Source organism: Ruegeria sp. HKCCA4633 (assembly GCF_013034605.1).
Taxonomy (GTDB): Bacteria; Pseudomonadota; Alphaproteobacteria; order Rhodobacterales; family Rhodobacteraceae; genus Ruegeria.
Genome location: NZ_WQGJ01000012.1, coordinates 58,434 through 80,181, shown reverse-complemented (window position 1 = coordinate 80,181; position 21,748 = coordinate 58,434). Strand labels below are relative to the sequence as shown.

At 58.3% G+C, this 21,748-nt stretch carries 25 protein-coding genes; 15 read left to right on the top strand and 10 right to left on the bottom strand.

What is annotated here, in order from left to right:
- The first annotated feature begins 232 nt into the window (after positions 1 to 232).
- On the top strand, positions 233 to 1,096 hold the full coding sequence (locus GOV85_RS20105) for a M48 family metallopeptidase (RefSeq protein ID WP_171181566.1): 864 nt from the start codon (positions 233 to 235) through the stop codon (positions 1,094 to 1,096).
- An 81-nt stretch (positions 1,097 to 1,177) separates the two neighbouring features.
- On the opposite strand, the gene rpe is transcribed toward GOV85_RS20105, so the two are convergent.
- Complete coding sequence (rpe, locus tag GOV85_RS20100; protein WP_171181564.1) at positions 1,178 to 1,867, bottom strand: ribulose-phosphate 3-epimerase; 690 nt, start codon at positions 1,865 to 1,867, stop codon at positions 1,178 to 1,180.
- Between the two features lie 163 nt (positions 1,868 to 2,030).
- On the opposite strand from rpe, the gene phnC reads away from it, so the two are divergent.
- From phnC to GOV85_RS20075, 5 genes are all read left to right on the top strand, one after another.
- Positions 2,031 to 2,852: a phosphonate ABC transporter ATP-binding protein gene (gene phnC / locus GOV85_RS20095; protein WP_171181563.1), complete on the top strand. Its 822-nt coding sequence runs from the start codon at positions 2,031 to 2,033 to the stop codon at positions 2,850 to 2,852.
- A 66-nt stretch (positions 2,853 to 2,918) separates the two neighbouring features.
- Entirely contained in the window at positions 2,919 to 3,821 is a 903-nt protein-coding gene (phnD, locus tag GOV85_RS20090) for a phosphonate ABC transporter substrate-binding protein (RefSeq protein ID WP_171181560.1), read from the top strand.
- 67 nt (positions 3,822 to 3,888) lie between these two features.
- The gene (phnE, locus tag GOV85_RS20085; RefSeq protein ID WP_171181557.1) at positions 3,889 to 4,770 is read left to right on the top strand and encodes a phosphonate ABC transporter, permease protein PhnE; all 882 of its coding nucleotides are present in this window, start codon (positions 3,889 to 3,891) and stop codon (positions 4,768 to 4,770) included.
- Positions 4,767 to 6,134, top strand: a complete 1,368-nt coding sequence (gene phnE, locus GOV85_RS20080) for a phosphonate ABC transporter, permease protein PhnE (protein ID WP_171181555.1) — start codon at positions 4,767 to 4,769, stop codon at positions 6,132 to 6,134. Before phnE (GOV85_RS20085) ends, phnE (GOV85_RS20080) begins: the two co-directional genes overlap by 4 nt.
- A 19-nt stretch (positions 6,135 to 6,153) precedes the next feature.
- Positions 6,154 to 6,768, top strand: coding sequence for a chloramphenicol acetyltransferase (locus tag GOV85_RS20075; RefSeq protein ID WP_171181553.1), 615 nt, complete (start codon positions 6,154 to 6,156; stop codon positions 6,766 to 6,768).
- Positions 6,769 to 6,812: 44 nt separating this feature from the next.
- Here GOV85_RS20075 and phnF read toward each other — a convergent pair whose 3' ends face one another.
- A complete protein-coding gene (phnF, locus tag GOV85_RS20070; protein ID WP_171181551.1) occupies positions 6,813 to 7,523 on the bottom strand; it encodes a phosphonate metabolism transcriptional regulator PhnF in 711 nt (236 codons plus the stop codon).
- Between the two features lie 103 nt (positions 7,524 to 7,626).
- On the opposite strand from phnF, the gene phnG reads away from it, so the two are divergent.
- The 8 genes from phnG to phnN are packed head-to-tail and all read left to right on the top strand — an operon-like array spanning position 7,627 to position 13,223.
- Positions 7,627 to 8,085: a phosphonate C-P lyase system protein PhnG gene (phnG, locus tag GOV85_RS20065; RefSeq protein WP_171181549.1), complete on the top strand. Its 459-nt coding sequence runs from the start codon at positions 7,627 to 7,629 to the stop codon at positions 8,083 to 8,085.
- Positions 8,085 to 8,660 (top strand): phosphonate C-P lyase system protein PhnH, encoded by a 576-nt coding sequence (phnH, locus tag GOV85_RS20060; protein WP_171181546.1) that lies wholly within the window; start codon positions 8,085 to 8,087, stop codon positions 8,658 to 8,660. The genes phnG and phnH overlap by 1 nt, the downstream gene beginning before the upstream one ends.
- 3 nt (positions 8,661 to 8,663) lie before the next feature.
- The gene (locus GOV85_RS20055) at positions 8,664 to 9,755 is read left to right on the top strand and encodes a carbon-phosphorus lyase complex subunit PhnI (RefSeq protein ID WP_171181544.1); all 1,092 of its coding nucleotides are present in this window, start codon (positions 8,664 to 8,666) and stop codon (positions 9,753 to 9,755) included.
- Positions 9,752 to 10,348, top strand: a complete 597-nt coding sequence (locus tag GOV85_RS20050; protein ID WP_171181542.1) for an HAD family phosphatase — start codon at positions 9,752 to 9,754, stop codon at positions 10,346 to 10,348. The genes GOV85_RS20055 and GOV85_RS20050 overlap by 4 nt, the downstream gene beginning before the upstream one ends.
- Entirely contained in the window at positions 10,345 to 11,205 is an 861-nt protein-coding gene (locus GOV85_RS20045) for an alpha-D-ribose 1-methylphosphonate 5-phosphate C-P-lyase PhnJ (RefSeq protein ID WP_171181540.1), read from the top strand. Before GOV85_RS20050 ends, GOV85_RS20045 begins: the two co-directional genes overlap by 4 nt.
- The gene (gene phnK, locus GOV85_RS20040; RefSeq protein WP_171181538.1) at positions 11,202 to 11,972 is read left to right on the top strand and encodes a phosphonate C-P lyase system protein PhnK; all 771 of its coding nucleotides are present in this window, start codon (positions 11,202 to 11,204) and stop codon (positions 11,970 to 11,972) included. The genes GOV85_RS20045 and phnK overlap by 4 nt, the downstream gene beginning before the upstream one ends.
- Before the next feature lie 22 nt (positions 11,973 to 11,994).
- Positions 11,995 to 12,678: a phosphonate C-P lyase system protein PhnL gene (gene phnL, locus GOV85_RS20035; RefSeq protein ID WP_171181536.1), complete on the top strand. Its 684-nt coding sequence runs from the start codon at positions 11,995 to 11,997 to the stop codon at positions 12,676 to 12,678.
- On the top strand, positions 12,675 to 13,223 hold the full coding sequence (gene phnN, locus GOV85_RS20030) for a phosphonate metabolism protein/1,5-bisphosphokinase (PRPP-forming) PhnN (protein WP_171181533.1): 549 nt from the start codon (positions 12,675 to 12,677) through the stop codon (positions 13,221 to 13,223). The genes phnL and phnN overlap by 4 nt, the downstream gene beginning before the upstream one ends.
- Here phnN and GOV85_RS20025 read toward each other — a convergent pair.
- The gene (locus GOV85_RS20025; protein ID WP_171181531.1) at positions 13,205 to 13,888 is read right to left on the bottom strand and encodes a DUF1045 domain-containing protein; all 684 of its coding nucleotides are present in this window, start codon (positions 13,886 to 13,888) and stop codon (positions 13,205 to 13,207) included. The two genes, phnN and GOV85_RS20025, sit on opposite strands and share 19 nt — an antisense overlap.
- Before the next feature lie 52 nt (positions 13,889 to 13,940).
- On the opposite strand from GOV85_RS20025, the gene GOV85_RS20020 reads away from it, so the two are divergent.
- Positions 13,941 to 15,083, top strand: a complete 1,143-nt coding sequence (locus GOV85_RS20020) for an alpha-D-ribose 1-methylphosphonate 5-triphosphate diphosphatase (protein WP_171181580.1) — start codon at positions 13,941 to 13,943, stop codon at positions 15,081 to 15,083.
- On the opposite strand, the gene GOV85_RS20015 is transcribed toward GOV85_RS20020, so the two are convergent.
- Genes GOV85_RS20015 through GOV85_RS19985 form a run of 7 tightly spaced genes read right to left on the bottom strand, consistent with a single transcriptional unit; the run spans position 15,084 to position 21,577 of the window.
- The gene (locus GOV85_RS20015) at positions 15,084 to 15,560 is read right to left on the bottom strand and encodes a class I SAM-dependent methyltransferase (RefSeq protein WP_171181529.1); all 477 of its coding nucleotides are present in this window, start codon (positions 15,558 to 15,560) and stop codon (positions 15,084 to 15,086) included.
- Positions 15,561 to 15,570: 10 nt separating this feature from the next.
- Positions 15,571 to 16,326: a polysaccharide deacetylase family protein gene (locus GOV85_RS20010; protein ID WP_171181527.1), complete on the bottom strand. Its 756-nt coding sequence runs from the start codon at positions 16,324 to 16,326 to the stop codon at positions 15,571 to 15,573.
- Positions 16,323 to 17,465: a glycosyltransferase family protein gene (locus GOV85_RS20005; RefSeq protein ID WP_171181525.1), complete on the bottom strand. Its 1,143-nt coding sequence runs from the start codon at positions 17,463 to 17,465 to the stop codon at positions 16,323 to 16,325. The genes GOV85_RS20010 and GOV85_RS20005 overlap by 4 nt, the downstream gene beginning before the upstream one ends.
- Positions 17,462 to 18,046 (bottom strand): histidine phosphatase family protein, encoded by a 585-nt coding sequence (locus tag GOV85_RS20000; RefSeq protein ID WP_171181522.1) that lies wholly within the window; start codon positions 18,044 to 18,046, stop codon positions 17,462 to 17,464. The genes GOV85_RS20005 and GOV85_RS20000 overlap by 4 nt, the downstream gene beginning before the upstream one ends.
- Entirely contained in the window at positions 18,043 to 19,119 is a 1,077-nt protein-coding gene (locus tag GOV85_RS19995) for a glycosyltransferase family 4 protein (RefSeq protein ID WP_171181520.1), read from the bottom strand. Before GOV85_RS19995 ends, GOV85_RS20000 begins: the two co-directional genes overlap by 4 nt.
- Positions 19,119 to 20,366, bottom strand: a complete 1,248-nt coding sequence (locus GOV85_RS19990; RefSeq protein ID WP_171181518.1) for a glycosyltransferase family 4 protein — start codon at positions 20,364 to 20,366, stop codon at positions 19,119 to 19,121. Before GOV85_RS19990 ends, GOV85_RS19995 begins: the two co-directional genes overlap by 1 nt.
- On the bottom strand, positions 20,363 to 21,577 hold the full coding sequence (locus GOV85_RS19985; protein ID WP_171181516.1) for a glycosyltransferase family protein: 1,215 nt from the start codon (positions 21,575 to 21,577) through the stop codon (positions 20,363 to 20,365). The genes GOV85_RS19990 and GOV85_RS19985 overlap by 4 nt, the downstream gene beginning before the upstream one ends.
- Between the last annotated feature and the right edge of the window lie 171 nt (positions 21,578 to 21,748).

The window sequence follows — 21,748 nt, the reverse complement described above, 5'->3', positions numbered from 1 at the left end:
CAGCCCGGCACATCGGTGAGACTAAGAAGGCCGCTCCCTAAGGGGCGGCCTTTTTTGTGGCGAGCCCTTTGCTGAGAAAGTCATCGCCGAATATTAGGCGTTAGCGCATAGTACTCAATAATACGACCGGGTTCAGCAATTCCGTAGAAGGACTGAACAGTTGATTTCGTCTTACAAAATAGATGTAATTTCATAATCTATTACTTTTCACGATTTTTGTGGGGGATTTCCCATGCCTTTGTCAAAAAATGAAATGCAGGAACTAAGACATCCTACTGAGACTCCACGTTTTTACATAACCTTGTTTGTTTTGATTCCGTTTGGTTTCATAACGGCGCTGCTAACAGTCGCAACTTTTGGAACCATTCTTTTGCTTGTACCGATCATCCTTTTCTCGCTGTGGTTCAGCCTCAGGTTGGCTATCGCGCATTGGATGAACAATTTTGTCCAGGTTTCAGCGGCGTCTTTCCCTGAAGCCAACGATGCGATCAAAGAAGCGAAGGAGCTTTTTGGTTACAACCGAACGGTCGAGGCATATGTCCATGAGGATGGATCTTACAACGCATCAATCCTGTCGCTTCTCAACACCAAGATATTGCTTCTGAATTCCGAGCTTTTGAAGAACGAAAACACAAAGGACGAACTGCAATTCATTGTCGGGCGATTTGTGGGCGCATTGGCAGCTAAACACTTTCGGTTTGGCTGGCTGCAGTTCTTCATTAACAGTGTGGAGAAGCTATTGATCTTCAATATTTTGCTTTTCCGCTACGAACGCGCAACCAAACTATCAGGCGACAGAATGGGATTGCGCATGATTGATGGCAACACCCGGGTTGCTGTGAGGTCCATGATGAAAATGGCTGTAGGCTCCGAGATTGCTGACCGTGTCAACATTCGCGCGTATGTCGCTCAGGGAAGAAAATACAATGGGAGTTTCTTTGGCTGGTTGGCTCGCGCTTTTTCGTCTTTCCCACACCACTGCACACGTGTGTCGGAGCTTATCGTCTTCGCGAAACAAAAATACCCGAGCAGCGTTTCCGCTTCCCGTGGCCGGGCCCGCAAACGCCGTGTCAGCGGCGCAGGAATGGCTACGTAGCGACTGACTTTGTGACCCCGGGGACCATCCGGCGCAGGCCCGGTCAGCCGCCGCCAGACATACCGGCCACAAACTGCTGGATCAGGACAGCGCATCCTCAGCCGCAGCGCGAACGGCGCGGATGTTGTCTCCGTAGACCTGTGGGGTGGAAACCGATCCGCCCTTGAATACCGCCGACCCGGCGACCAGCACGTCCGCCCCTGCTGCTGCAACCAGCGGGGCGGTCTTTGGGTCGACGCCTCCGTCGATCTCGATATGCACTGGGCGGTCGCCGATCATCTGGCGCAGTTTGCGCACCTTACCGGTCATGTCGATGAATTTCTGACCACCGAAGCCCGGGTTTACGGTCATCACACAGACCAGATCGGTAAGGTCCAGCAGATGCTCGACCGCCTCGGCAGGGGTGCCAGGGTTCAGCGCGACACCGGCTTTCATTCCAGCGGCGCGGATCGCTTGTAAGGTGCGATGTGTATGTGGACCAGCCTCGACATGTGCAGTCAGAATGTCCGCTCCGGCATCGGCATACGCCTGGATGTAAGGATCAACCGGGGTGATCATCAGGTGCACATCCATCACGGTTTTCACGTGCGGGCGAAAGGCTTTAACCGCAGGTGGGCCAAAGGTCAGGTTCGGAACGAAATGGCCATCCATGACATCCACATGAACCCAATCTGCGCCTTGTGCCTCGATGGCCTGAATCTCTGCTCCGAAATTGGCGAAATCGGCGGACAGGATCGACGGAGCGATCTTGATGGTGCGGTCAAAGCTCATGATGGCCTCGTATCAGAAAAAGAGTCGCCGAAGCGTATACCTGCGGGGCAGGGGGATGGATAGCCCCTGCGACGGCTGGTCCGTTACAAAACTTTCACCACGCTGACACATATCCGTTGAATGGCATCTGTAGCTGACCGCCAACATCATTTGGGGGTGGCACGTGCTGCATATCAAGAAACTGACCAAATGCTTTGGCGACAACATTGCTGTGGACGCTGCGACGCTGGATGTGGACAAGCCTTGCATGATCGGGATCATCGGACGGTCTGGTGCAGGTAAGTCGACCCTGCTGCGGATGGTTAACCGGCTGACGGATTCCAGCGACGGTCAGATCCTGTTCGAAGGTCGTGACGTGACCCAACTGAAGGGGCGCGAAAAGCGGGCCTGGCAAGCTGACTGCGCCATGATCTTTCAGCAGTTCAACCTGGTGCCGCGCATGGATGTTGTCTCGAACGTCTTGCATGGCACGCTGAACCGCCATTCGACCCTGGCCACCATGTTCAACCTGTTCCCAATGGAAGACATCCATCGCGCAATTGATATTCTGGATCGTCTGGGAATCGCCGAACACGCGCCCAAACGCGCCGAAGCTTTGTCTGGTGGGCAGCAACAGCGCGTCGCTATCGCACGCGCCCTGATGCAGGACCCCAAGATCATTTTGGCGGACGAGCCCATCGCCTCGCTGGACCCAATGAACGCTCAGGTTGTGATGCAGGCTCTGCGGCGTATCCACGAAGAGGATGGCCGCACCGTCATCGCCAACCTGCACACGCTGGATACCGCACGCCGTTATTGTGATCGCGTGGTCGGAATGCGTGATGGACGCATCGTCTTTGACGGGCTGCCCGAACAACTGACGACCGGTGTTGCCCGCGAAATCTATGGTGCCGATGCCAGCTTCTCGGAAGAGGCGACATCGACCGAGATCGAAACTCTGGACGCCACCCAGAAGGCCCTGATGGAAGCGGAAGCGACCATCTGAGCCACCATCCCCCTTTCATCGCCCGGCCCGATGAAAGGCCGGGGCAATCAAACTGGAGAGAGACAGATGAAAAAACTGATTGCTGCCCTTGTGGCTACCACTGCGCTTGCCGCCCCGGCCATGGCACAGGACATCAGCGAATTCCGCATAGGCATTCTGGGTGGTGAGAACGCTCAGGATCGTCTGAACAACAACGAATGCCTGCGTGAATACACCGAAGAAACGCTGGGTGTTGAGACCAAGCTGTTTGCGCCTGCCGATTATAACGGTGTGATACAGGGTCTGCTGGGCGGCACCATTGACATGGCATGGTTGGGCGCGTCGGGTTACGCCAAAACTTATCTGAGCGATCCCGAAGCGGTTGAGCCGGTTTTGGTTAAGGTGAACGTCGACGGCGGTTACGGGTATTACTCGGTTGGGTTTGCCCGCAAGGACAGCGGCATTACCTCGCTGGACGACATGAAAGGCAAGATCTTTGGTTTTGGCGATCCGAATTCGACTTCGGGCTACCTGATCCCGTCCATCGAAATCCCGCAGGCCACCGGCGCCACCATGGACTCAGGCGACTACTTTGGTGAAGTGAAGTTCACCGGCGGTCACGAGCAGACCATCGTCGCGGTCAACAATGGTGACGTTGATGGTGGCGTGACCTGGGCCGATGGTCTTGGCAACTGGGAAGACGGATACAACTCGGGCGCGCTGCGTCGTGCAGTTGATGCCGGTCTGGTCGACATGAACGACATGGTTGAAATCTGGAAATCCAAGCCGATCCCCGAAGGTCCGGTTGTTCTGCGTACAGCGCTGCCTGCGGATGTAAAAGAAAAGATGACAGCCCTGATGGCTGGCCTGCACGAGAAAGACCGTGATTGCTTCTACGGCGTTGCCGCAGGTGAGGCGAAAGCGTTCGAGCCGATCACACATGATGCCTACGAAGTCATCATCGAAGCACGCAAGCTGAAGTCCAACTAAGCCTGAATACCCAATGATCGGGGTCCGGCGAAAATCCGGGCCCCGTTTTTCCACCCAGGAGCATTCCATGACAGACCTGACCGCTGGGTCCCCGACCGTCGACCAGATCCGCGATGACTATACGGCGATGACGCGCCGCAAACGGGTCTATGGTGGTATCCTCCTGATCCTGTTCGTTGCCGTTATGGCCTCGGGCTTTCGTGTTGCTGACGACCGCAACGCTGGCAGTTTCCGCGATGGCTGGACGCGTATTTTCGACTACCCCGCTGAGGTTTTGGCCGAGGCGTGGGAAAAAATCGGCGCGCTGCCGGAAAACCTGGCCAAGTTTTTCCCCGCGCTGATCGAAACACTGAATATCGCGGCCGCTTCGACCTTGATCGGTGCGATTGCAGGTACGTTTCTGGCCCTGATGTCGACGCGCGGCATGGCACTTTGGCCCGCCTTGATCCCTTTGTTTCGCCGAATTGCAGATGTGTGCCGCGCCGTCCCCGAGATTGTGATCGCACTAGTTCTGATTTTCATTTTGGGCGGTGGTCCGGTTCCGGCGATGATTGCGATTGCCATTCACACAGCAGGGGCACTGGGCAAGCTGTTTTCCGAGGTCAACGAAAACGCCTCGCTCAAGCCGGTTGAGGGCCTGCAGTCGGTGGGTGCGAACTGGTCGCAACGCATGTATCTGGGCGTGATCCCACAGGTCGGTCCCAACTATGTCAGCTATGCACTGCTGCGGTTCGAAATCAATATTCGCGCCTCGGCCATCCTGGGTTTTGTTGGCGCTGGCGGTCTGGGTTATGAGCTGCGCAACGCCATGTCCTGGGGACAGGGGCGGTACGATGAGGCCGCGGCCATTTTCCTTCTGCTTTTTGTAACAATCGTCGTCGTGGACCAGCTGTCAGGTGTTCTGCGCGACCGTCTGACTCATGGGTCGGAAAAAGGAGCCTCGGTATGAGCACCTTCGCAACCAATCTGACCGTCGATGAGCTCAAAGCCCAAGCAGACCGTCTGTTCAGTCGCAAAAGGCTGGTGAATTTCGGGCTGCCCGCGCTGGTGCTTGTCTATTTGGTCTACGTATTCTTTGCGTTTGATGTTCCGGGCCTCGCGGCGCGAGCAAATTGGGAAAACGGCAAGACGCTTGTGTCTGACAGCTATAGCTACAAGACGCATATCGAGCGTGACAATCGAACTGGCGAGGTTTCGGCCGCGATCGAGGGCGAGCGCAAGGGCGCGTACCCCGAAGGTCAGGCCCCGGATTGGGTGACGCTGGGCGAGACAACCGTGATCGATCTGGAAGACGGCCACGTGGTGCGATTCGGGCCGGAAACGGTTGAATATGACATCCCCGGTTATGGAACCGTTCGGGCAACACCCAGCCGCTCGGCTGGTGTACAGGCCGAGTTGCCTGCGGGTGACGTGCCAGAGTGGATCAATGTCTCCAAGAACCGCTTGGCAATCAAGACGGATGCGGGCCGTCTGACCGTCACACGCAATCGGTCGGAAGTGTTTCGCTATTTCACCGGGTGGGAGCTGTTCTGGTTCACGCTCGACAGCCCCTATTATGGCAAGTCGGTCCCCGAACTGGTCGGACGCGCTGCGTCGGGTGAGGCGGGTGCAATTTTTAATGACTTCTGGACCAACAAGATGTGGCGGCATCAGGATGTGGCCTGGGCGATATTCGAGACGATCCTGATGGCGTTTCTGGGCACGCTGGGCGCGGCCATGGTCGCGTTGCCACTGGCCTTCCTTGCGACGCGCAATTTCAATCCGATGAAATCCATCCGCTTTGCAACGCGTCGCGTGTTCGACTTTGTGCGCGGTGTGGATGCCTTGATCTGGACCGTGGTGCTGGCCCGCGCCTTTGGTCCCGGACCTTTGACAGGCGCGCTGGCCATACTGGTGACCGACACCGGGACCTTTGGCAAGATCTTCTCGGAAGCGTTGGAGAATGTGGACCAGAAGCAGATAGAGGGCGTTCAGTCCACAGGAGCAAATGCGCCGCAGAGATACCGATTTGGGGTCATTCCGCAAGTCACGCCCGTTTTGTTGAGCCAGCTATTGTATTTTCTGGAATCCAACACCCGCAGCGCGACGGTGATTGGCGCAATCACAGGCGGCGGTATTGGCCTTCTACTGACGCAGGCAATCATCACGCAAAAGGATTGGGAAGAGGTCGCCTACTACATCATCCTGATCATCCTGATGGTCATGTTGATGGACTGGTTCTCGGGTTGGTTGCGCAAACGGTTGATCCAGGGCGAAGCGGGTAAAAAACGCAAGCCGCGTGATGCTGCACGCAAGACATTCCTGTTGCCCTGAACAAAGATGGGGACATTCAATGGCACGACTGCGCGCTGATCAGCCGTATATTCATAATGATTGTCAGATCACCAACAGCAGCTTTGGCGCATATGTCGAGATTGGTGCTGGCAGCCGAGTGGCGAACTCGGTTTGGGGCGATTATTCCTATTGCGACCGGACCTGCGATATTGCCAATGCCGAAATTGGAAAGTTCGCAAATATAGCAAGCTTTACTCGTATCGGGGCGACAGATCATCCGATGGACAAGGCCTCGCTGCATCATTTTCACTATCGTTCCGCCGACTATTGGGACGATGCCGAAGATGATGCGGATTGGTTCGCTCATCGCGCCAGTCGCACCGCCCGGATCGGGCATGACACCTGGATCGGACACGCTGCGATTATCAAGCCCGAGGTCACGATCGGCAATGGTGCCGTGGTTGCCTCGGGTGCAGTGGTTACCAAAGACGTACCGCCCTACACGATTGTTGCGGGTGTGACGGCGCAGATGTTGCGCAGAAGGTTCCCCGAGATCGTGGCCGATCGCATGGAACAGCTTGCATGGTGGGATTGGGACAACCCGAAACTTCGTGCGGCTTTGCCCGACTTTCGCACGCTAAGTGCCGAGGCGTTTCTGGAAAAATACGCGTAACCCTGTTCCTGCAGATCCAAAAACCGAAAACCCCCTGTGGGGGTCTAGTCTTCGTTCAGGGTCAGTGTGACCCGCTCACCCGCGAAAACGGTTCGCCCATATTCAACGGGCTGGCCATCTGGGTCCGCGTTCACGCCAACCGAGAACAGAACCGGGGCCCCTTCGGACAGCTGGAGCTGTAAGGCTTGTGTCGCCGTTGCCCCGCGCGCTGTCAAACGGGTCGAGATGCGTGTGTAATCCGCGATGCCGCTAGCTTGCAGAGCTTTTGTGACCGATTGCGTTTCGGTCAGTGTCTGCAACAGGTTGGGAAAACGCGCGGCTGGAAAAACGCTTTGAAACACGGCCACAGGCTGTCCGTCCGCCAATGACAGGCCGTCATAGACATGCACCGGATCGCCTTTGTCCAAACCCAAGGCTTCCGCTTCGGCTTCATCTGCTGCGCGTGTGGTCAGCGCGAGGATTTTCTTGCCCGGCATCTTACCGCTGGCCGAGATGTTTTTGTGGTATCGCACCCTTTTGCCGATTGGATAATCCGTGGGGCGCGCCGCTACAAACACCCCTGCGCCGCGCCTGGCGTGGACCAGACCTTGTTCCGACATGTCTGCCAACGCGCGCCGCACAGTGTGGCGATTGACGCCATAAGTGGCGGCCAATTGTGCTTCGGTCGGCAGGCGATCTCCGGTTTGATAGCGCCCTTCGGCGATGTCCGAGGTCAGGCGCAGGGCGATGCTTTTCCAGATCGGCGTTTTGCTCATGTCATCAAATCTTCACACCATCACGGATTGCGACTCGGATACCTAAAGGGTAATATTTGTCTAGTTGTATAGTTCATGTAGACAACCCGGCCAAGAGGCTTTGATGACAAATCAGACAGAAATCGCGACGCAGGCGCGGAAGGAATGGATGGGTCTGCTGGCCCGCGCGCCGGACGATGCTTTGATGACGCTATGGGATGGCATTCAGGACCGCCCAAGCTTTGACTGGCTGCGCAGCCCCGAAGTGGGCGGCGTCATGGTGAGAGGTCGCACCGGAGCTACCGGAGCGCCGTTCAATCTGGGTGAAATGACCGTCACGCGCTGTTCGGTCGTGCTGCATGATGGCACGGTTGGTCACGGATATGTGCAGGGCAGATCCAAGCCTAAAGCCGAAGTCGCAGCGTTGATTGATGCTATGATGCAGACACCGGCGGCGGATGATCTGCAGGCCCGATTGCTCGACCCATTGCAGCAACAAATGCAAGCGGCCAAGACGACACGCGCCGCCAAGGCAGCTGCCACCAAGGTCGAGTTTTTCACGCTGGTCCGGGGGGAAGACTGATGGCCGCGCAAACACAGTTTTCCGGGGGCTTTCAAAACGCACCTGTCCAGGCCGCCCACGCGTTTCGTGCGGCCATGACCGTCATGGCGCGCCCGGGTGAAATCCGCACCCTCATGGGCACTGAACCCCCTGCGCCTTTGTCCATGGCAGCAGGCACGCTCTTGCTGACGCTGTGCGATCCCGAAACAAAGGTCTATTTGGCGGGTGATGCTGACACCGATGCGGTGTGCAAATGGCTGACCTTCCACACGGGCGCGCCGATTGTGTCTGCGGGCAACGCTGATTTCGCCGTTGGTACGTGGGGCGCACTAGGTCCCTTGAACGCCTATCGTATTGGCACGCCGGAATACCCGGAACGGTCTGCGACCCTGATTGTAGAATGCGACCAGCTTGAGCAAAGCGGTGCCATTCTGAGCGGCCCTGGGATCAAGGACACCGCGCGGTTGTCTCTGCCGGATGTTCCAGCGCTTCAATACAATGCGATGCTGTATCCGCTGGGGTGCGATTTCTTCTTTACCTGCGGTGACAAGATCGCGGCCCTGCCGCGCAGCGCGCAGATCAGGACAGAGGGCTAAGCGATGTATGTAGCTGTCAAAGGGGGCGAAAAAGCCATCGAGAACGCCCATACGTGGCTGGCCGAAGAACGCCGGGGCGCGACTGATGTGGCGGAACTGAGCCTTGCGCAGATCCGCGAACAACTGAGCCTTGCCGTGAACCGGGTGATGGCCGAGGGGTCATTATTCGACCCCAACCTTGCAGCGCTGGCGATCAAACAGGCGCGTGGCGATCTGATCGAAGCGATCTTTCTGGTCCGTGCTTACCGTACGACTCTGCCGCGCTTTGGCTATTCCAACCCGGTCGAGACCTCTGAGATGGCGTGTGACCGTCGGATCTCGGCCACGTTCAAGGATGCGCCGGGGGGGCAGGTTCTGGGGCCAACTTTCGACTACACGCACCGTTTGCTGGATTTCAAGCTGGCTGCTGATGGTGAAGCCCCTAAGGCACCCGAAGGCACGGCACGTCAGGAGCCGACGCCCCATATCACCGAGTTCCTGAAAGGTGAGGACATCATTCAGGATGAACCCGCCAGCGATGACACCCCGGGCGACCTGACCCGCGAGCCGATGGAGTTTCCGTCAAACCGACCGCTGCGCTTGCAATCACTGACCCGTGGGGACGAGGGCTTTGTACTGGGCATGGCCTATTCCACCCAGCGCGGCTACGCCCGCAACCATGCGTTTGTCGGAGAGCTTCGGATCGGCAAGGTCGCGGTGGAAATGGAGATCCCCGAGCTGGGTTTCGCCATTGATATCGGTGAGGTTGAACTAACCGAATGTGAGACGGTCAACCAGTTCACGGGCTCGAAGACAGAACCACCACAGTTCACACGTGGCTATGGTCTTGTCTTTGGTCAGTCCGAACGAAAATCCATCGCGATGGCTTTGGTCGATCGCGCGCTGCGTTGGGAAGAACTGGGCGAAGACAATCTGGGTGCACCCGCGCAGGACGAAGAATTTGTCCTGAGCCATGCGGATAACATTCAGGCCACTGGCTTTCTCGAGCATATCAAACTGCCGCATTACGTCGACTTCCAGTCTGAGCTGGAGCTGGTCCGCAAACTGCGTCGCGAGGCTGAAGAACGCATTACGCCAAAGGAGGCCGCAGAATGAAGGCCGTCGTTTTTGATATCGGGAATGTGCTGATCCGATGGGATCCGCATCTGGCATGGTTGCACGAGATGGGCAGCCGCGAGGCCGTGGCAGAGTTCCTGACCCGCATCGATTTTCAGGATCGCAATCTGAGGGCGGATGGCGGCGAGAACTTCGCCGATCTGGCGTCAGAACTGGATGACGTCGAAGACCAACGGCGCCTGAGTGTGTATGTTGAGCGCTATGCCATGACCGTTCCGCAAAAGATCGAAGGAACCTGGCAGCTGCTCTATCGATTGAAAGAACAGGGCACGCAGGTTCACGCGATTACAAACTGGTCGGCGGAAACATGGCCGGTTGGTGTTGGCGCGCATCCCGAGTTGGGCGACGTCTTCGGCGTGACGGTAGTCTCTGGTCAGGAAAAGCTTTTGAAGCCGCAACCCGAGATTTTTCATCGCTTGTGTGAGCGGGCCGGGCTTGCGCCTGAAAACTGCATTTTCATCGACGACGGGCTGCACAACGTCGACGGCGCGCGCGCCGTTGGCATGGATGGCATCCACTTTACGACGCCTCAAGCGCTGGAAAGCGCGTTGACTGAAAGAGGTTTCCTATGAGCGAGTATAATTTCGCCTACCTGGACGAACAAACCAAACGGATGATCCGTCGGGCGATCCTGAAGGGTCTGGCTGTGCCTGGGTATCAGGTGCCGTTCGCCAGCCGCGAGATGCCGATGCCGTATGGCTGGGGGACGGGTGGCGTTCAGGTCTCGGCCGCGACGCTGACGCCCGAGGATACGTTCAAGGTGATCGACCAAGGCGCAGACGACACCACCAACGCAGTGTCGATCCGCAAGTTCTTTGAGAACACCGCTGGCGTCTCCACCACGGAAGAGACGGAAAAAGCCACTGTCATCCAGACCCGCCACCGCATCCCCGAAGCGAAGCTGCGTGAAGACCAGATCATCGTCTATCAGGTGCCGATCCCGGAACCTCTGCGCTTTTTGGAGCCGCGCGAGACCGAGACGCGCAAAATGCACAGCCTTGAAGAATACGGGCTGATGCATGTCAAATTGTATGAGGACATCAGCCAGCACGGTGCGATCTCAACCGCTTATGCCTATCCGGTCAAAGTATCCGGGCGGTATGTGATGGATCCGTCTCCGATCCCGAAATTCGACAACCCAAAGCTCGAGATGGACGCGATCCAATTGTTTGGTGCAGGGCGGGAACAGCGTATCTATGCAGTGCCTCCGCATACCAAGGTCGTGAGCCTCGATTTCGAGGATTACCCGTTTGAGGCCACCAAAGCCAACCATCTCTGCGATCTGTGCGGGGCCGAGGACAGCTATCTGGACGAGGTCATCATGGATGATGCAGGGAACCGGATGTTTGTCTGTTCCGACACCGATTATTGTCGGTCGCGCCGCGAAACAGGCCACGTGGGCCGACTGGCTGAGGAGAACGCAGCATGACCCCCCTGTTGCAAGTCAAGGGCATCGAAAAACGCTATGGCGCGCGGATCGGATGCACAGATGTGAACTTCGATCTCTACCCCGGAGAAGTGATGGGGATCGTCGGCGAAAGTGGGTCCGGCAAATCGACCTTGCTCAACTGTCTGGCCGGGCACCTGGAACCGGACGCTGGGCAGGTGATCTTTGATACCCGCGTGGACGGACCGGTAGACACAGTCACCATGTCCGAACCGGAACGCCGAATGCTCGGCCGCACTGACTGGGCCTTTGTGCATCAACACGCACGCGACGGGCTGCGGATGTCTGTCAGCGCGGGCGGCAATATTGGTGAGCGGCTGATGGCCGTCGGTGATCGGCACTATGGCGATATTCGGGACAAGGCTATCGACTGGCTTGGCCGCGTCGAGATTGAAGCAGCCCGTGTGGACGATCGCCCCAGCGCGTTTTCTGGCGGGATGCAGCAGCGTCTGCAGATCGCGCGCAATCTGGTGACGGGCCCTCGGCTGGTGTTCATGGATGAACCGACCGGTGGTCTGGACGTATCCGTTCAGGCGCGCTTGCTGGATTTGTTGCGTGGTCTGGTGCGTGAGATGGGGCTGAGCGCCATCATCGTGACGCATGATTTGGCCGTGGTGCGTCTGTTGGCGGACCGGCTGATGGTGATGAAAAGCGGTCATGTGGTCGAAGCTGGGTTGACCGACCAGGTGCTGGACGACCCTCAGCACGCCTATACGCAGCTGCTTGTGTCCAGCGTCCTTCAGGTTTGAGTGTTTGGGAAAAGATGAAGCGATGATTGAACTGATCGATGTAAGCAAAAGCTTTACCCTGCATAATCAGGGAAGTGCTGTGATCCCGGTGATGCAAGGTGCGTCGCTGAAGGTTGAGCCGGGGGAATGTGTTGCTCTGACGGGGGCGTCCGGTACTGGCAAGTCCACGCTGATGCGAGTGATCTATGGCAACTATCTGGCGGCCTCTGGTCAGGTGTTGGTTGGTGGGCTGGACGTGGCAAAGGCCGAACCACGACAGATCCTGTCTCTGCGTCGCGATACGTTGGGTTATGTCAGCCAGTTTCTGCGGGTTGTGCCTCGGGTGCCGACGCTGGAAGTTGTGGCAGAGCCGCTGCTGGCCGTAGGTGCGGACAAGCAAATTGCGCTGGACAAGGCGGCCGGCTTGCTGAAACGTCTGAACATCCCCGAGCGTTTGTGGACCCTGAGCCCCACGACCTTTTCTGGCGGTGAACAGCAGCGGGTGAACATTGCGCGCGGCTTTGCACATGAGTATCCCGCGATGCTTTTGGATGAGCCGACGGCGAGCCTGGATGCGCAGAACCGGGAAACCGTGTTGTCTCTGATTGAAGAGGCAAAGCATCGTGGTGCGGCGATTGTTGGGATTTTCCACGACATTGAAGCGCGTAAGCGGGTTTGTGACCGCGAGGTCAATGTTTCGGATTTTACACCGGGGCTGGCTGCATGACGCTTGCTCCGGTCATAGCGGTTGTCGGCCCCTCGGGTGTCGGTAAAGACAGCGTCATGCAAGCGTTGGTGGCCCAAGCATCGGGCATCCAACGCCTGAGGCGCGTGATTACCCGTCCTGAAGGGGAAGAGGGCGAGGATTTCGACCGGGTTTCCGTCGCGACGTTTCAGCAGATGGAACGGGCCGGGGCTTTTGCGTTGAGCTGGCCTGCGCATGGCTTGTTTTACGGTGTTCCGACCGAGATCACACGACAGCGAAACGAGGCAGATGCTGTTCTGGTCAACCTATCAAGAAAGGTATTGGTTCAGGCGCAGGAGGTTTTCGGCGATCTGATCGTGATTTCCCTGACTGCCGAAGCTGATGTTCTGGCACAGCGCTTGTCCGCAAGGGGGCGGGAAAGCGCGACGGAACAGGCGCGGCGGTTGGGTCGTGCCAAAGCGCCTTTACCCGACGGATTGAACCGCGTCATCGAAGTCGACAACTCCGGCGCACTGGAAGACACCGTCGCCGAGATCCTCGCGCAACTTCAACCGGAAAGCGCGTAGCGATGGATCAGGTGAAACCGCCCATCCTCAGCCTCGCCCATCAGGGCCAGATCGGTGATCTGGAAAGGCTGCGGCAGCAACGGGGCCAAATGGGTTTGCAGCGCCTCTTGGGTGGCCTGAAGGGTCGGTTTATCCAGCTTGCCGCTCAGCGTGATGTGAAAGCGAAACGCGTCCAGCACATAAGGATAGCCCCATTGAACCAGATTGGCGTCCTGCTCTGGGGTCAAACCGGCGGCGCGGCGGCGGGCCAGTTCAACCTCGGATGGGGGTGCCCGAAAACCGTCCAATGTCTGAACGCACGTGGCGGCCAGGGTGTTCAACGCTTGCGTATCACCCATCGGGCGCAGGGCCAGAAACCGGCCAAGCCGGGCGATCTCGAGGCCATCCAGCATGACAGTGGGCTGGTTGGAAGCGAGCGATCCACAAGCTGCATGCAAGGCGTCGAAGGTTTGGCCTTCGCTCAGTCGGAAGGGGGGTTTCATCGTCGCGTGCAGCCCGTATTTGCGCGGTACGTTCGTGACGGCGGCAACGTCGATCTCTCCGACCATCGGGTGTGCCACCAACGTGCCGGTTTCCATGTCCCAACCCAGCCAGCTGGTTGCGAATTTCGTCCACTCCGCCGCTGCGGGTGGCGCAAAATAAATCGCGTATCGCGTGAATGTCACATTGGCCTCCTATTGCGTGGCCTTCCACTACCTCAAACTGTGTGAAGTTCAGATGACAGAAGACTTGATCCTTGCCAATGCCACGCTTGTGTTGCCGAATGAAACCGTAACCGGCAGCGTTCGGATTGTGGGCGAGACCATAGCCGAGATCGACACTGGAAACGCGGTTCCGTCTGGAGCCATCGACTGCGAAGGCGACTTTGTCAGCCCTGGTCTGGTCGAGTTGCACACAGATAACCTGGAGCGTCACATTCAACCCCGACCCAAGGTAGACTGGCCTCATGCCGCTGCGATCCTTGCGCATGACGCGGAATTGGCCAGCATCGGGATCACGACCGTGTTTGACGCGATGCGGGTCGGATCGATCCCGTCAGGAGCAGCGCGTTATGGAAAGTATGCACGTGGCCTGTCGCAGGAATTGTGGGATTTGCGGGAACAGGATGCGCTGAAGATCAGTCATTTCCTGCATTTGCGGGCCGAGGTGTGTTCCGAGACGTTGGTCGAAGAGCTGGATGAGTTCGGGCCAGAGGACCGGGTTGGTCTTGTGTCCATCATGGATCACACACCCGGACAGCGGCAGTTCCGCGACATGACCAAGCTTGAGGCGTATATGAAGGGCAAACATGCGATGGACGATGATACATTCCTGCAGCATGTGGCCCAGCTAAAGGGCCTTCGCGACCGTAATGGCGATGTGCATGAGGTTGAGACCGTCAAGGCCGCGCGCCGTTTTGGAGCCGTTCTGGCGAGCCATGACGATACGACGGAAGATCAGGTGAAAGTCTCGGCAGGTCACGGTATCCGACTGGCTGAGTTTCCGACCACGGTCGAGGCAGCGCGTGCCTGTCACGATCACGATATCAAGGTCATGATGGGCGCGCCGAATATCATTCGCGGCGGCTCACATTCGGGCAACGTCGCAGCCCGCGAGTTGGCCGAACTTGGGCATTTGGACATCATGTCGTCGGACTATGTGCCGTCGGCCCTGTTGTTGTCGGCGGCCATGCTGGGCGAGATGTGGGATGATATGGCGCGCGGTATGAAAACGGTCACTCTGGCCCCTGCGCTGGCCGCGGGGCTAGAAGATCGGGGGGAGTTGCGCGCCAATGCGCGAGCCGATGTCATCCGTTTTCGGATGCGGGCCGGAGTACCGGCCCTGAGCTCGGTCTGGGCGCGCGGTCGGCGTGTGGCGTGATCAGGCGGTATAGAACAGGTAACGGTCCGGGGCGATCGTCTCGGGCCCTTTGATCTGGTTGAAGCCGACGAGGGGCTGCCCCGAGATCAGCAAACCGCCGGGCTGCATGACTTGCGCAATCAATGGGCTGAGCCGCGCGGCTTCTTCCACATCTTCATGCTTGATCCCGCGTCCGAAATCGTAGTGTGCCAGTGCGACCCTGTGCCCGTTCTCTGCCAGTTTCTTCAGCATCGGCTCGGCCTCGCCTTGCAGGAAATCTTCGGCTGGAGGGGTGCTGTCCGGGTGGCATTGCAGGACCCGGTCCATCACCCAGATCCGGCGCTCTGGCAGGATTTCACGCAGGTGGTCATAGGTCCGGCCATTTCCCAAACCCATATCCAGCACATCGCCTGGCTGGCCGCTGATGCGCTGGGCTGCCCAGTTCAAACCGTCGCGTTGAGCCGTCAGTCGGCGCAGCATGGAATCCAGTCGGCTCATGGTTGTGTCCTTATTCGTTCCTGGGTGCGACCCACACCGTGGCCGGGCCGTTCAACAATTTGCGCAGCAGGGCCTCGGTAAAGGTCCAGATGTCCTGATCATGGACCAGATGGTGGGTCAATATGCCAAATGGTTCAGCGTTGTCAGCACGTCCTTCGCGCCGGTCGCGCAACAGATCAACTGTCTGCTTGATCAGGACGTCCGGGTTGATCAGACTGCGTGTGCCGCGCCAGTCAATTGGGTCAAGATGGGTGTTGATTTGTTCCAGCCCCGGTGCGGGAAAAGGTGTTTTGCGCGGCGTCGCAGTGGACAGGACACGAAAGCCCAGACCGGGAAGTTGCGCGACCATCTCGGGCGCGATGCGGTTCCACGGGGGAACAAACATGGGTCGCATTTCGACACCAAATATCGCGTCAAGACGGGCTATTCCTGCTTTTGCATCATCAACCATTTGGTCCAGCGGTCGATGCAGTTGAAACTCAGCCTTCTTCTCTCCCTCTGGTGCGTGGTTCGCATGTGCCCAGCCGTGAACCACAGGGATCAAAGAGGGTCGGTCCGCAATATATTCGGCCAACGCCGGGGTTGCGCCGTTGGGAATCACGGCCAGATGCACGGGCACATCCAATTGCGAAGACAGATCAGTCAACCGGTCGAGCTGCGGCGTCGGAGCGATGGCGTCATCGTCACGCCACCAGAGCGGAAACGACAAACCCGAAACCCGCCAGAGGTCCAGCTCGGTGTCCAGAGGGCGCCAGTCGGGGGTCATGCGCGCTGCTCCAGCAGGCGCTTGGCGATGCGCACGCTTTGGGCGGCGCCGTCAAAGCCGAAATCTTGTTTTGCGCGGGGTCCATCAGCAATGATGCGTTCGACCGCTTGCGCAAGTGTGGTCCCGCTCAGAGACTGACTTTCCAGCACTTCGATTGCAGATAATCCCGACAAGCTCTGCCCGCGCAGACCTTGTTCAACCTCTTTGCCATCATCGAAGGGGATAAATACCGCTGGTGTACCGCTTTGCAGAATATCCATAGCGGTGTTGTAGCCGCACATGCTGACCGACGCTGCCGCAAGCGGCAGCATCTGACGAAAATCGGGCCGCACAGGTTCAAGGATGACCGAGGTGCCTTTGGCCTGTTCCGACAGTTCGGCAATCCGCGCCTTTGCATCCGTCCCGCCGACCAACAGGCGCCAACGCGTGTTGGGCATCTGGCGGGCTGCCTCGATGGCCGCACAAAAGATCGGCTGTCCTACGGACCCGCCGCCTGCGCTGACCAAAATTTCATCTTCACCCACCAAATCCGGGTGGGGTTGGGGCAACGTAGGTGCGACAAAACCGGTATAGTGTAACCGGTCCGCCAGTTGATCTGACACTGGCCAGCTGACGGATAAGGGCGTTACGCTTTCGGTCGAATGAACCAGTACGCCGTCATAGTAACGCTTTACGATCTCGTCCGCGCGTTCCGCTTTTGCTGGTTTCGAGGGCGGGGCCAGAATATCTCGGATCGACCCCAGAATAACCGGACGTACCGGCAGCTTAGTTGCCGTTTCCAACGCTGCGCCGAATTCGGCGGCCAGCGATCGACGGCCAAAGGGATAAAGCTCTGTGATCAGCACCTGCGGCTGGAACGTCTTTAAGGCCTGAACCAGAGCCGTCGTCCGCGCCGCATGATAGGCGGCGTCAGCCTCTTCGCCGGTTTCGGTCAGCAAGCGGGTGAAATTGGTGCCGTCCGACCTTAAAGGGGGCAGCCCAAACAACGTCATCCCACGGCTATCCAGCTGCGGTGCAGGCATTCCACCCGTCACCACCATGACCTCGTGACCGTCATCCCGAAATGCACGACCAAGGGTCAAAGCGCGGCTGAGATGCCCTGTTCCCAGCAGGTGGGTGACAATGATCATCACCTTCATGGCAAAGTCTCGCGTTTTGGCAGGCGTATGGGATCGGGGTCAGCGGTCATGGTGTTCATATCGACGATATACAGCCGATTGCGTTTGATCTTGAAGGGGGCAGGTCCTTCGAAATTCCAACCCCAAGCTTGGGCCAGAATGACCCGCATGATGCCGATATGGCAGACAGCCACCGCATCGTTTTGCAGAGCGGACAGCCAGGGGCGCAACCGGTCACGAACGTCAGCCGGACTTTCACCGTTTGGCGGGCGGAAATCCCAACCCCAATCTTCGATATGCTTGTAACCGCTTGTTGTGTCAGCGATCAGATCAACGCCGCGCTGACCCTCCCAATCGCCCCAGTTCATCTCGGTCAGCGCGTCTGACGTTTGCGGGCCGCGACCCGAGACGATTTGGGCGGTCTCATTGGCCCGTTGCAGCGGGCTGGACCAGATGTCAGCCTGTGCCCATTCGTGTGGCAGGCAGTAGCCTGACAGTTCTGAGCGCGCGTCATCGTCCAGGGGAATGTCGCTGCGGCCCTGTATCTGACCAGCGCGGTTCCAATGTGTGTGCCCGTGGCGAAGCAGCGCAAGCCTGGTCATGTCAAATCCTTCAGTAACGGGCGGAGAGTTGCCCAAAGGCGGGCAGTGGCTTGTGGCATAAGATGACGGTCAGCCACATACTCGCGAGCAGCCGCGCCGAGGGAGCGGCGCAGCGATGCGTCCTCCAGCAGAGTTTGCAGACGGTCTGCAAAGCCTTGCGACCCGGTGTCGACCGAAGGGTAAGTCGCAGGGGCCAGCACATCTCGAACACCCGGTCGATCTTGTGCGAGCACCGGTACGCCCGCAGCCTGCGCCTCCAAGTAAATCATCCCGTAAGCTTCGTTCACACCGGGCCAAACCAGCACAGAGGCGTGTTCATAGGCCGCTTGCAGCGCATCGCGGTTGAGCTGACCCAGAATACTGACCTTTTCTCCAAAGGTCTCCATCAAAGCCTCGACTTCGGGTCGAGCGGGTCCATCGCCAGCGATGTTCAGGTGCCAGTCACCCGCCAGATGCGAAAGCGCCTCGGCTAAGATCTGGTAAGAGGCCAGCTTGTCCCCGTGGCGCATCATGCCAACGGTCAGCATCGGACCTTCCCCGCTGGTTGCAGCGGGAAGTTGGGATTGCGGCAGAAATGGCGGCAGCTCGACCAAAGCCTGATCGCCAAATCGATCCCGTTCCAATGTGATCAGGTCGTTGGCGGTGTGATAAAATATGACATCGGCGGCGTCGCCGGCCCGATGTGCAGCGGCGGCAAACTCAGCCCAGGGTCCGGTCAACCGGCTGGATGCGCGGGTACTTTCCAACTGTACATAAGGGATGCCGCGCGCCTTGCAGACCTGCGGACCCAACAAATCGGGGGCTTTGTAGTAATTGTGATATGTCACCCACAGAGCCGTGTCCGAGGGCAGGTCGGTGACTAACCTCTGTGCTTCCTTGTCTGCCGCACGCTGCAAGGCATGTTGCAGGTCCACATCACCGCGCTTGTCGTAAATCCTGAGGTCTGAAACCAGATCAACCGTGTCGCCTTCGGCAGCAAGGGCCTTGATCAGGTTCCGCGCCATTTCGCGGTCGCCCGAAGGGGTTGGGCTGTTGGGGGATTTCATCGGTGCATAAAATGCGACCCGTGCCATCACGCGGTTTCCATGCACATGGCGTTTAGTCGCTTCGAGAGCTGGACGATGCCCGGGTCCATCCGAAACTCGGCTATAAGGCGATCATAAGCCGCAAGCGCCATTTGGGCTGCTTGTTGCGGATTGTTGGCCAGTGATTCAATGGCTGCTGCCAGCGCGCTCGGGTCGTCGCTGGACAGGATGCCGTGCGTTCCGGTTTCGATGAATTCCGGGATTGCCGAGACCGGGGTCGAAAGGATCGGCAAACGCTGAGATGCAGCCTCCATCAAAACATTCGGCAGCCCGTCACGGTCGCCATCTGCCGCAATGCGGCTGGGGAGCACAAACAGGTCTGCCTTTCGCATCGCCTCGATCACTTCGGGCTGATCACAGGCGCCTTTCCAGGTGATGTGATCCGCGATACCAGCCACGCGGGCCTGAGCCCGCAAGGCATCGCCCAAACCGCCACCGCCGATATGGGTCCAGTGCCAGTCCAGAGTTTCCGGCAGTAAGGCAAAAGCAGCGATCAGCCGATCGAACCCCTTTTTCTCAACCAGTCGCCCGACAGAGATCATATGGAAGGGACCGTTTGCGGAGCGCAAAGTGCGCGTCGGCGGGTCTGGAAACCGTGACAGGTCAAGACCATGATAGATCAGGTCCATACGATTTGGATCGTCTGCCAGGCCCCGCAAATGCTCGGCCCCAATGGCTGTGCAGGTGGCACCGAATGTGGCGCCATGGGTCGCAGCCTGCAGCTTTTCACGCTTTTCCCATTCCGGTGAGGTCCAGATGTCTTTAGCGTGGGCAGAGAAACTCCATGGCAGTCCACGCATAATGGCCGCATATCGGGCAACCGAGGACGGCGTGTGCATGAAATGCGCATAAAGCCCCAGAACTTCCGGGGGTAGTTCGGCGGCCAGAACACAGGCTTGCCCAAAGCGCCGGATGCGATTTGGTGTTGGGTCGCGACGCAAGTCCTGCCGCCAGATCCGGTAAGCCTCGGCATAGCCGGGCAGGGTTTGCGCAATCGCCCGCGCTGCCCACACACGCTGTGGTTCCTGATAAAGGTATTCAGGCAAATAGTGGACTTGTCCGGCGAAGCGGTCGTGCAAGGGATGGCGTTTGGTATCTGTCGGGTGCCGCAACGACCAGATGTCGAACTGGTGACCCGCGTCCTGCAAGGCGACAAGTTCCTGCGCAATAAACGTTTCGGACAGTCGCGGCCAGCCTTTGACCACAACTGCCAAATTAGGGGAATCTGAAGTCATCCGGTGGCTCGTTCCTGTTCCCAGGCCAGCAGATCGTCGATGCGATCGGTGACGTAATCCAACCCGTCCAACAAACCGGTCTGGATGGCCTGCGATGGCAAGGATTGTTTGGGCAGGTTTTGGATCGCGGCGATCATCGCCTCGGGGGTCAGGCCGTCACGGTGTTCGTCCAGCATTTTGACCAAGCCCAGCTCTTCCGCGCGAGAGGCGCGAATCCACTGCTCCAGCCGGGGCGTGGTACGTGGGACGATGACGGCGCGTTTGTCGAAGGACAGAACCTCGCAAAAGGTGTTGTAGCCGCCCATGCAAACAACGCCTTCAGCCCCTGCAAACAGCGTTTCGATCTGGGATTCGAACCCAACTGCGGTTACTCGACCGTTCAGTGCCGCAACGCGCGCTTCGAAATCCTCGCGCAATTCGCCGGACAGGAAGGGGCCGTATACCAGAACAGCGCGCGGCGACAAATTTGGGTCTTTCTCGTAAGCGGATAGAACAAGGTTCACCATCGCCTTGCCATCGCCGCCACCACCGGGGGTGATCAGGATATAAGGCTGTTCGGGTGACTCGCCTACAGGGCCAAGATCCCGACGCAGGTATCCCGTCCAATGAATGCGGGATTGTGCGGCAGGGCTCAGCGGTAAGCCCTGGGTGGGGTCATAGATCGACTTTAACCCATAGACCCAGATTTCGTGATAGAACCGTTCGGTCGCTTCAACGGCCTCTTTGCGGGCCCATTCGGCGGCCAACACTTCGGGCTCGTCCAGAACGTCACGCAGCCCAAGCACCAGTTTCGTGCCGCAGTTTCGTTCCAGATAGTTCAACGTCGGCAATAGTTCGCCCCGGAACCCGGTTGGTTCCTTATCGACGATCAGCACATCGGGGTCGAATTGCTGAACCGCCGTCTGTATCAGGCCCGATCGCAGCTCAGTCACTTCGTCGATACCCATTCCAATCGTGCGTGCGGCGTAGGATCCATCGGCGCGTTTGGTCACACCGGGCAGACGCACGTGATCGACGCGGCGCGGAAACGTAAAACGACCCGCCACCGGAGATCCGGTCAGGATAAGCGCTGACGCACTTGGGTCGGCTTGGGTGATCGCAGCAGCCAAAGCCCGCGACCGGCGCAAATGGCCCAGTCCAAACGTGTCGTGGCTGTAAAACAGGATACGCGGCGCGCGGTCCGGTTTTGAGTTGGTGGTGCCAAGGCTCATAGAATTGCCCGTCTTCTTGATCTCGATGCGAAATCCGCGCGTTCGCAAGCGTTATCGTATATTTTTTTGTTGTGCTTGCCAAAGGCAGAAATGCGACCCCGCAAATGTTCCAAGCATTGCGATTTGGCAACATCATATTGAAGAATTAGAGACATATCGCACCAAAGCTTG

Bases quoted from the DNA above. Each gene is read 5' to 3' on its own strand.
- GOV85_RS19985 (WP_171181516.1), bottom strand. From the start codon at position 21,577: ATGAGCCTTGGCACCACCAACTCAAAACCGGACCGCGCGCCGCGTATC.
- GOV85_RS20105 (WP_171181566.1), top strand. From the start codon at position 233: ATGCCTTTGTCAAAAAATGAAATGCAGGAACTAAGACATCCTACTGAG.
- phnE (WP_171181557.1), top strand. From the start codon at position 3,889: ATGACAGACCTGACCGCTGGGTCCCCGACCGTCGACCAGATCCGCGAT.
- GOV85_RS20045 (WP_171181540.1), top strand. From the start codon at position 10,345: ATGAGCGAGTATAATTTCGCCTACCTGGACGAACAAACCAAACGGATG.
- GOV85_RS20075 (WP_171181553.1), top strand. From the start codon at position 6,154: ATGGCACGACTGCGCGCTGATCAGCCGTATATTCATAATGATTGTCAG.
- GOV85_RS20055 (WP_171181544.1), top strand. From the start codon at position 8,664: ATGTATGTAGCTGTCAAAGGGGGCGAAAAAGCCATCGAGAACGCCCAT.
- phnE (WP_171181555.1), top strand. From the start codon at position 4,767: ATGAGCACCTTCGCAACCAATCTGACCGTCGATGAGCTCAAAGCCCAA.
- GOV85_RS19990 (WP_171181518.1), bottom strand. From the start codon at position 20,366: ATGACTTCAGATTCCCCTAATTTGGCAGTTGTGGTCAAAGGCTGGCCG.
- phnL (WP_171181536.1), top strand. From the start codon at position 11,995: ATGATTGAACTGATCGATGTAAGCAAAAGCTTTACCCTGCATAATCAG.
- phnK (WP_171181538.1), top strand. From the start codon at position 11,202: ATGACCCCCCTGTTGCAAGTCAAGGGCATCGAAAAACGCTATGGCGCG.
- GOV85_RS20050 (WP_171181542.1), top strand. From the start codon at position 9,752: ATGAAGGCCGTCGTTTTTGATATCGGGAATGTGCTGATCCGATGGGAT.
- GOV85_RS20010 (WP_171181527.1), bottom strand. From the start codon at position 16,326: ATGACCCCCGACTGGCGCCCTCTGGACACCGAGCTGGACCTCTGGCGG.
- phnN (WP_171181533.1), top strand. From the start codon at position 12,675: ATGACGCTTGCTCCGGTCATAGCGGTTGTCGGCCCCTCGGGTGTCGGT.
- GOV85_RS20015 (WP_171181529.1), bottom strand. From the start codon at position 15,560: ATGAGCCGACTGGATTCCATGCTGCGCCGACTGACGGCTCAACGCGAC.
- phnG (WP_171181549.1), top strand. From the start codon at position 7,627: ATGACAAATCAGACAGAAATCGCGACGCAGGCGCGGAAGGAATGGATG.
- phnD (WP_171181560.1), top strand. From the start codon at position 2,919: ATGAAAAAACTGATTGCTGCCCTTGTGGCTACCACTGCGCTTGCCGCC.
- phnF (WP_171181551.1), bottom strand. From the start codon at position 7,523: ATGAGCAAAACGCCGATCTGGAAAAGCATCGCCCTGCGCCTGACCTCG.
- GOV85_RS19995 (WP_171181520.1), bottom strand. From the start codon at position 19,119: ATGGCACGGGTCGCATTTTATGCACCGATGAAATCCCCCAACAGCCCA.
- phnH (WP_171181546.1), top strand. From the start codon at position 8,085: ATGGCCGCGCAAACACAGTTTTCCGGGGGCTTTCAAAACGCACCTGTC.
- GOV85_RS20000 (WP_171181522.1), bottom strand. From the start codon at position 18,046: ATGACCAGGCTTGCGCTGCTTCGCCACGGGCACACACATTGGAACCGC.
- rpe (WP_171181564.1), bottom strand. From the start codon at position 1,867: ATGAGCTTTGACCGCACCATCAAGATCGCTCCGTCGATCCTGTCCGCC.
- GOV85_RS20005 (WP_171181525.1), bottom strand. From the start codon at position 17,465: ATGAAGGTGATGATCATTGTCACCCACCTGCTGGGAACAGGGCATCTC.
- GOV85_RS20020 (WP_171181580.1), top strand. From the start codon at position 13,941: ATGACAGAAGACTTGATCCTTGCCAATGCCACGCTTGTGTTGCCGAAT.